Raw genomic sequence first — 7,159 nt, 5'->3', positions numbered from 1 at the left:
CGAGGCCGAGGGCGCCCTCGGGGAGGCGGTCGAGGTAGTCGGCGGCGGCGAGGCCGGTCTGCACGGGGTGGTGCGCGTCGTCCAGGAGGCGGGCCATGCGGCGGGCGCCGGCGGTGATGTCGCCGCGTTCGCGGGGCGTGCCGCTGCGCGGGCTCGCGGCGGGCCACATCAGCACGATGCCGCCCCAGCAGCGCCGTGCACCGCTCAGCGGGACCGCGGCCAGGGCGAACGGGTACGGCAGGACGGCGGCGGCCCGCGGGTAGCGGCGGGCCATCTCGTCCTGGCTGCCGACCCAGACCGGGGCGTCGTCGCGGATGGCGTCGGCGACCGGGACGGGTGCCGTCAGCGACAGGCGCTGCCACGTGACGGCGAACTCCACCGGCAGGCCGCACAGCGCCACCAGGCGCAGCACCGGCTCCGCCTCCTCGATCAGATAGAGGCCGCCGATCGAGGCGCCGGTACCGCGCACGGTGTCGGCCAGTGCCGCCCCCAGGGCCTCGTCCAGCGGTCCGACGCCCCTGGGCGGCTCGTCGCTCCCGGGCATGGTGTCCTCCCGCTCTTACCCGGACGCTACGCCTCGCGGGGCGCGGGGGCACGTCATCGGGCCGGGGCGGGGAAGGCGGAGGGTGCCGCAGGCTTGGTCGGGCGAGGTGCCGCAGGGCTTGGGAGGGCATGGTGCCGCAGGGCTTGGGCAGCCGGGCATGCCCGGGGGCAGCGCGCCGGGCGTGGCCGGGCACACTGCCGAAGGGCATGGCCGAGCTTGGGCCGCCGGCCTGGCCGGACACGCTGCCGCCGGGCATGGCCGGAATGCTGCCGAAAGGCACGGCCAGGCATAGCCGGGCACGCTGCCGAAAGGCATGGCCGAGCACACTGCCCTCCTGGCAGAATCGGAGGTCCTCGACGGCGACCGGGAGGCCTGCCTTGCAGACGCTCACCTCGCAGGTTCCACTCGCCGTCGCCGTCACCGAAGCGATCCGGGGCGGCGATCTGCCCGGGATCCGGCAGCTGCTCGCCGAGCATCCCGGTCTGGCCACCGTCCGCATCACCGAGCACGGGGAGGACGGCAAGGGCACGCGCAGTCTGCTGCACATCGCGACCGACTGGCCCGGTCACTACCCGCATGGCCCGGAGGTGATCGCCGCGCTGGTAGCCGCCGGGGCCGATCCCAACGCCCGCTTCGGCGGTGCACACGAGGAGACGCCGCTGCACTGGGCGGCCAGCAACAACGACGTGCCGGTCCTGGACGCGCTCATCGCCGCCGGGGCCGACATCGAGGCGCCCGGAGCGGTGATCGCCGGCGGTACACCGCTCGCCGATGCCCGGGCCTTCGGCCAGTGGCGTGCCGCGTACCGGCTCGTCGAGCACGGTGCCCGCACCACCTTCCAGGACGCCGCCACGCTCGGGCTGCTGGACCGGGTCCGGGCCTGCGTCGAGGCCGGTGAGCCGCCCGCGCCCGACGAGATCACGAGCGCCTTCTGGGGCGCCTGCCACGGCGGTCACCTGTCCACCGCGCAGTACCTCCACCGGCACGGCGCCGACATCGACTGGTGCGGCTACGACGACCGGACGCCGCTCGACATCGCCCGCGCCCAGGACGCCGACGACGTCGCGCGGTGGCTGCGCGGCCTGGGGGCGCGGAGCCGCTCGTAGGGTCCGCGGTGTCTCACAAGCAGTAGCGCACGAGCCACTCGTCCTGGTTGTACGCGGTGCGCGCCGGGTCGGGCGTGCTGGCGGCCCGTTCCTCGACCGTGTCCTCCAGGCGGACCGGCTCCGGCAGTGTCCCGAACCGGGCCTGGCGTGCTGCGGCCTCCGCCTCGCTGCTCCGCTGCGACGTCGCGTCGTCCACGGCGATTCCCCTCTCCGGCTGGTCTCTCCGGCCGATCGGACTCCCTCGGCAAAGAGTTGACGTGCGAGCCGGGCCCATGGTTCCCGCGAAGGCCGCTTGTTCGACCCTACGAACTTTCCGCTGGACTGTTTCCCTTGCATCACCACCAGTGATAGGAAACCTTCCTGTCAGTTCTGCACGGCCAGCTCTTCCAACCCCCCACCCTGCTTGGAGGCCCCGTGAGACACCCGTCAACTCCGGCAGCGCGCCGCACCGTTCTGGCGCTGTTCGGCGCGGCCCTCGCCGCCACCCCGTTCCTGAGGCCCCCGCACGCGACGGCGTCCGTCCGTGCGGCCGGGCTCGACGACCCGGCGAAGAAGGAGATCGCCATGCGCCTCGTGTCGAGCGCGGAGAACTCCTCGCTCGACTGGAAGGCGCAGTACCCGTACATCGAGGACATCGGCGACGGCCGCGGCTACACCGCCGGCATCATCGGGTTCTGCTCCGGCACCGGCGACATGCTCGACCTCGTCGAGCTCTACACCGACCGCAAACCCGGCAACGTCCTGGCGAAGTACCTGCCGGCGCTGCGCAGGGTCGACGGTTCCGACTCGCACGACGGGCTCGACCCCGGCTTCCCCGGCGACTGGCGCAGAGCGGCCCGCGACGCCCAGTTCCGGCGGGCCCAGGACGACGAGCGCGACCGGGTGTACTTCGACCCGGCGGTCCGGCAGGGGAAGGCGGACGGGCTGCGGGCACTGGGCCAGTTCGCGTACTACGACGCCATCGTCATGCACGGCGACGGCACCGACCCCGTGAGCTTCCGCAGCATCCGCAAGCGGGCGCTGCGCACGGCGAACCCGCCGGCGTTGGGCGGTGACGAGGTGACGTATCTCGACGCGTTCCTGGACGCACGCGTGTGGGCCATGAAGCAGGAGGAGGCGCACAGCGACACCAGCAGGGTCGACACGGCGCAGCGGGTCTTCCTGCGCATGCGCAATCTCGACCTCGACCCGCCGCTGGACTGGAAGGTCTACGGCGACAGCTACCACATCGGCTGAGCGCCGCGGCCCGGGCAGGATTGGTCCAGTAAGCAGGTGCGGAAGTGGACTCCTTCCCGGGCCGCCCGGCTGCCTAGCGTCGCCCGTATGAACGCCACCACCACGCGCGGCGCCCTTCTCGCCGCGCTCGCCTGCGTCCTCGTCGGAGGGTCCTTCACGGCCAACAGCGTGCTGGGCGACTACCCGTACGCGGGCGGTCAGTTCCTGCGGTACGGCCTGGCCTGTCTGCTGCTCGTGCCCCTGGCCGGGAAGGGCGCGGCCGCCCGGCTGCGGGCGCTGACACCCCGTCAGTGGGTCCGGCTCGCCCTGCTCGCCGCGGTCGGCATGGTCGGTTTCAACCTGGCCGTCATCGCCGCGGAGCGCACGGCGGAGCCGGCGGTCCCGGGGGTGTTCGTGGGCTGTGCGCCGGTGGTGGTGGCCGTGCTCGTGCCCTTGCTGGACGGGCGTCGGCCCCAACGGGCAGTGCTGCACGGGGCGTTGCTCGTGGCCGTCGGTGCCTTCGCCGTCCAGGGCTGGGGGCGCACCGACGGCGCGGGCCTCGCCTTCTCCGTGTGCGCCCTGGCGGGGGAGGTCGGGTTCGCCGTGCTCGCCGTGCCCGTACTGCGGCCCCTCGGTCCCCGGCTGCTGTCCGCCACGGTGTGCGCGGTCGCCGCGCTGGAGTCGGCGGTGGCCGGGGTGCCGGCCGACGGCACCGGGTGGCTGCGGCGTCCGGACGCCGTCGAGGCCTCCGCGCTGCTGTGGCAGGCGGTGGTGGTCACGGTGGTCGGCTTCGTGTGCTGGTACATGGGCATGCAGCGGATCGGCGCGGAACGCGCCACCCTGTTCTCCGGCCTCATCCCGGTCGCGGCGGCCTGCACCGCACCGCTCGTCGGCACGGGCTCCTACGGTCTCGCGCAGGCGGCCGGCAGCGCGCTGGTCGGCCTCGGTGTCGCCCTGGGGTCCGGGGCGCTGACGCTGCCCGGCAGAGGCGGGCCGTCGGTGATCGCCTCGACCGGCCGCACTCCCCCGGCGGCCACCTTCCGGGGGAAAGGCCGCCCCGAGGAGCGTGGCGACGCCGTGTCCGGCATGCCGGAGTGATCCCTCGCGCATCTAATGGACGGCGTCGAACGTCCCGGACCACACAGGAGTTCATGTCCATGCCGCACACCCGCACCGGTGAAGAGGACGAGAAGGCCGCGCGTGCGGGGCTGCTGCGAAGGCTGGGCGAGTGGTGCGCGCGCCACTTCGTGGTCGTCATCGTCGCCTGGCTCGTGGCACTGGTGGCTCTCCAGGTCGTCAGCCGGTCGGTCGGGGGCACGTACTCCGACAACTTCACCCTGCCCCAGGCGCAGTCGCAGAAGGGACTGGACGTACTCCAGAAGCACGATCCGCAGGCCGGCGGCTACAGCAGCCAGATCGTGCTGCACGACGACGGGCAGTCCCTGACCTCGCTGAGCTCCCAGATGTCCACCACGGTCGCCGACCTGGAGAAGCTGCCGCACGTCCTGTCGGCCCAGAACCCGCTCTCCGCCCCGGGCTCGTCCTCCGGTCAGTCGCAGCAGAACGTGGGGCCGCTGTCGGACGACGGGAAGACGGCCTACATCACCGTCCGCTTCGACGTGCAGCCGTCGACCCTCGGCGACGACTATCTGAACGGGGTCGACGATGCCGTACAGCCGCTGCGTTCGGCCGGAGCGGAGGTGGAGTACGGCGGGCCGCTCGGCGAGCTCGCCCGGCCGGCCGCCGACGACCGGGTGAGCGAGCTGATCGGGTTCGGCGTGGCCGTCGTCGTACTGCTGATCGGGTTCGGGAGCGTGATCGCCGCCGGCCTCCCGCTGCTGACCGCGCTGATCAGCGTCGTCGCCGGTCTGGCGATCCTCGGGCTGCTGGCCGCCGCGTTCACCTTCGCGACCGTCTCACCGACCCTGGCCACGATGATCGGCCTCGGGGTCGGGATCGACTACGCCCTGTTCCTGATCACCCGTCACCGGCAGAATCTCATCGACGGAGCGGACCCGGTGCGGGCCGCCGGGCAGGCGGCCGCCACCAGCGGCCACGCCGTGCTCGTCTCCGGCTGCACCGTGATCATCGCCCTGGCGGGCCTGTCCGCGTCGGGCGTCTCCTTCATCGCCAAGCTCGGGGTCGCCGCCGCCGTCACGGTCGTCTCGGCCGTCGCCGGCGCGCTCACCCTGGTCCCGGCGCTGCTCGGGCTCGTCGGCCGGCACATCGACCGCTACCGGGTGCGCCGCCCTGTCGCCGAGACGGAGGCCGGGGCGGACGACGCACCGCAGGGCACCTGGCACCGGTACGCGCAGCGGGTGGAGCGCAGGCCGCTGTGGTTCCTGGCGGCGGGTGTCGCCGTGATCGTCGTCCTGGCGATCCCGGTGCTGTCCATCCGCCTCGGCCACATCGGTGACGGCGCCGACCCGACGTCCTTCACCGACCGGCGGGCGTACGACCTGATGACCGACGCGTTCGGGCCCGGGTCCAACGGTCCGCTGACCGTGGTCGTCGACCAGACGGACGTGCCGGACTCGCAGCGCTCCGATCTGGCCTCGAAGACCCAGCAGACGCTCGGCAAGACCGAAGACGCCGCCGTCGTCACCGCTCTGACGCCCACCCAGGACGGCGACGTCCTGATCGGCACGGTCTACTCGACGTCGTCCCCGCAGAGCGCCACGACCACGGACCTGGCCAACCGACTGGTCGACGACACGCTGCCGGACGCCGTCCAGGGCACGGACGCCAAGGGGTACGTCACCGGCACGACGGCGGCGCAGGTCGACTTCCGCGACATCGTCGCCGCCCGGCTGCCGGTGATCATCGCGGTCGTGGTGGCCGTGGCGTTCCTGATCATCCTGGCCGTGTTCCGGGGGCTTCTCGTCGCCGTGAAGGCCGCCGTCCTCAACGTCCTGTCGATCACTGCCTCGTACGGCGTGGTCGTCGCGGTGTTCCAGTGGGGCTGGGGCGGTCCCGCCCTCGGCGTGAACGGCACGGTGCCCATCGAGAGCTATGTGCCGATGATGATGTTCGCCATCATCTTCGGCCTGAGCATGGACTACGAGATCTTCCTGCTGTCCCGGGTCCACGAGGCGTGGCTGCGCACCGGGGACGCCAAGGCCTCGGTCGCGCACGCCCTGGAGATCACGGCCCGGGTCATCACCTGCGCCGCACTGATCATGGTTAGTGTGTTCGCGGCGTTCATCATCAGCGACAGCATCGTGGTCAAGATGCTGGGGCTGGGGCTGGCCGTCAGCGTGCTCATCGACGCCACGGTCGTACGCCTGCTCATGGTGCCGGCCGTGATGACGCTGCTGGGACGGCACGCCTGGTGGGCTCCGCGGTGGCTGGAGCGGGTGCTGCCGCACATCGACGCCGAGGGGGGACGGGCCTAGGCGGTGGGTGTCAGTGGAGCACCAGGTTGACCAGGGCGACGGTGCCGACCGACACGATCAGGGCGCGCAGGACGGCGGGGCTGAAGCGGCGGCCCGTCCTGGCTCCGATCACACCGCCCAGCGCGGAGCCCACGGCGATGAGCAGGACGGCCGTCCAGTCGAAGTCCGCGAAGAAGAGGAAGAGCACGGCGGCGACGGTGTTGACGACGGCGGCCAGCACGTTCTTGACGGCGTTGAGCCGCTGGAGCGTGTCGTCGAGCAGCACGCCCATCAGGGAGACGTAGATGATGCCCTGCGCGGCGGAGAAGTAGCCGCCGTAGACGCTGGCGAGCGTCAGGCCGGTGAACAGCAGCGGGCCGCCGTCCCGACGGGCGGGGCCGCCTGCCGGGCGACGGCGGCGCACCCATCGGGAGATCAGCGGCTGACAGGCGACCAGAACGAGGGCGAGACTCACGAGGACCGGCACGATCCGCTCGAAGGCCGATGCGGGCAGGGTCAGCAGCAGGACGGCGCCCGCGAGGCCGCCCAGGACGGCACCGATGGCGAGCAGCAGCACGCGGCGTCGCTGCCCGCGGAGTTCCTCGCGGTAGCCGATCGCCGCGCTGATGGAGCCGGGGACCAGGCCGAGCCCGTTGGACACCGTGGCGGTGACCGGGGACAGGCCGGTGGCGAGCAGGACCGGGAAAGTGATCAGCGTGCCCGAGCCGACGACGGCGTTGACGGCACCCGCGCCCAGGCCGGCGGCGAACACGGCCGCCATCTCGCCCGGCGTCACAATGCCGCTCCGCCGGGTCCGGCGTTCCTGGTGAGGTTCATGGGATCACGCTAGAGGGTGGTCGGTTCGGCGGCCGTCGAAGGGTGGCGGATGGCCGGGAACGAGCAACGGCGGCGGGATCCGG

6 protein-coding genes and 1 pseudogene are annotated in these 7,159 nt (G+C 72.6%); 4 read left to right on the top strand and 3 right to left on the bottom strand.

Annotated features, from left to right (window positions below; all coding sequences use genetic code 11):
• A pseudogene (locus tag CCL05_RS42770) lies at positions 1-544 on the bottom strand (phosphatase); the annotation flags it as partial.
• Between the two features lie 377 nt (positions 545-921).
• On the opposite strand from CCL05_RS42770, the gene CCL05_RS42765 reads away from it, so the two are divergent.
• Positions 922-1,650 (top strand): ankyrin repeat domain-containing protein, encoded by a 729-nt coding sequence (locus tag CCL05_RS42765; RefSeq protein WP_086565868.1) that lies wholly within the window; start codon positions 922-924, stop codon positions 1,648-1,650.
• Positions 1,651-1,663: 13 nt separating this feature from the next.
• On the opposite strand, the gene CCL05_RS42760 is transcribed toward CCL05_RS42765, so the two are convergent.
• A complete protein-coding gene (locus CCL05_RS42760) occupies positions 1,664-1,846 on the bottom strand; it encodes a hypothetical protein (protein WP_086565867.1) in 183 nt (60 codons plus the stop codon).
• A gap of 218 nt (positions 1,847-2,064) precedes the next feature.
• Between CCL05_RS42760 and CCL05_RS42755 the strand changes: the two genes are divergently transcribed.
• From CCL05_RS42755 to CCL05_RS42745, 3 genes are all read left to right on the top strand, one after another.
• Entirely contained in the window at positions 2,065-2,886 is an 822-nt protein-coding gene (locus tag CCL05_RS42755) for a chitosanase (protein ID WP_086565866.1), read from the top strand.
• Between the two features lie 87 nt (positions 2,887-2,973).
• The gene (locus CCL05_RS42750) at positions 2,974-3,963 is read left to right on the top strand and encodes a DMT family transporter (RefSeq protein WP_086565865.1); all 990 of its coding nucleotides are present in this window, start codon (positions 2,974-2,976) and stop codon (positions 3,961-3,963) included.
• A gap of 59 nt (positions 3,964-4,022) precedes the next feature.
• Positions 4,023-6,260 carry an MMPL family transporter gene (locus CCL05_RS42745; protein WP_086565869.1) on the top strand — a complete coding sequence of 746 codons (2,238 nt, stop codon included), beginning with the start codon at positions 4,023-4,025 and terminating at the stop codon, positions 6,258-6,260.
• Between the two features lie 10 nt (positions 6,261-6,270).
• Here CCL05_RS42745 and CCL05_RS42740 read toward each other — a convergent pair whose 3' ends face one another.
• The gene (locus tag CCL05_RS42740; RefSeq protein WP_425275996.1) at positions 6,271-7,020 is read right to left on the bottom strand and encodes a sulfite exporter TauE/SafE family protein; all 750 of its coding nucleotides are present in this window, start codon (positions 7,018-7,020) and stop codon (positions 6,271-6,273) included.
• Between the last annotated feature and the right edge of the window lie 139 nt (positions 7,021-7,159).

Source organism: Streptomyces africanus, assembly GCF_002150735.1.
GTDB lineage: Bacteria > Actinomycetota > Actinomycetes > Streptomycetales > Streptomycetaceae > Streptomyces > Streptomyces africanus.
Note: the sequence above shows the minus strand (reverse complement) of the source record. Positions and strands in the feature narration are given on the sequence as shown.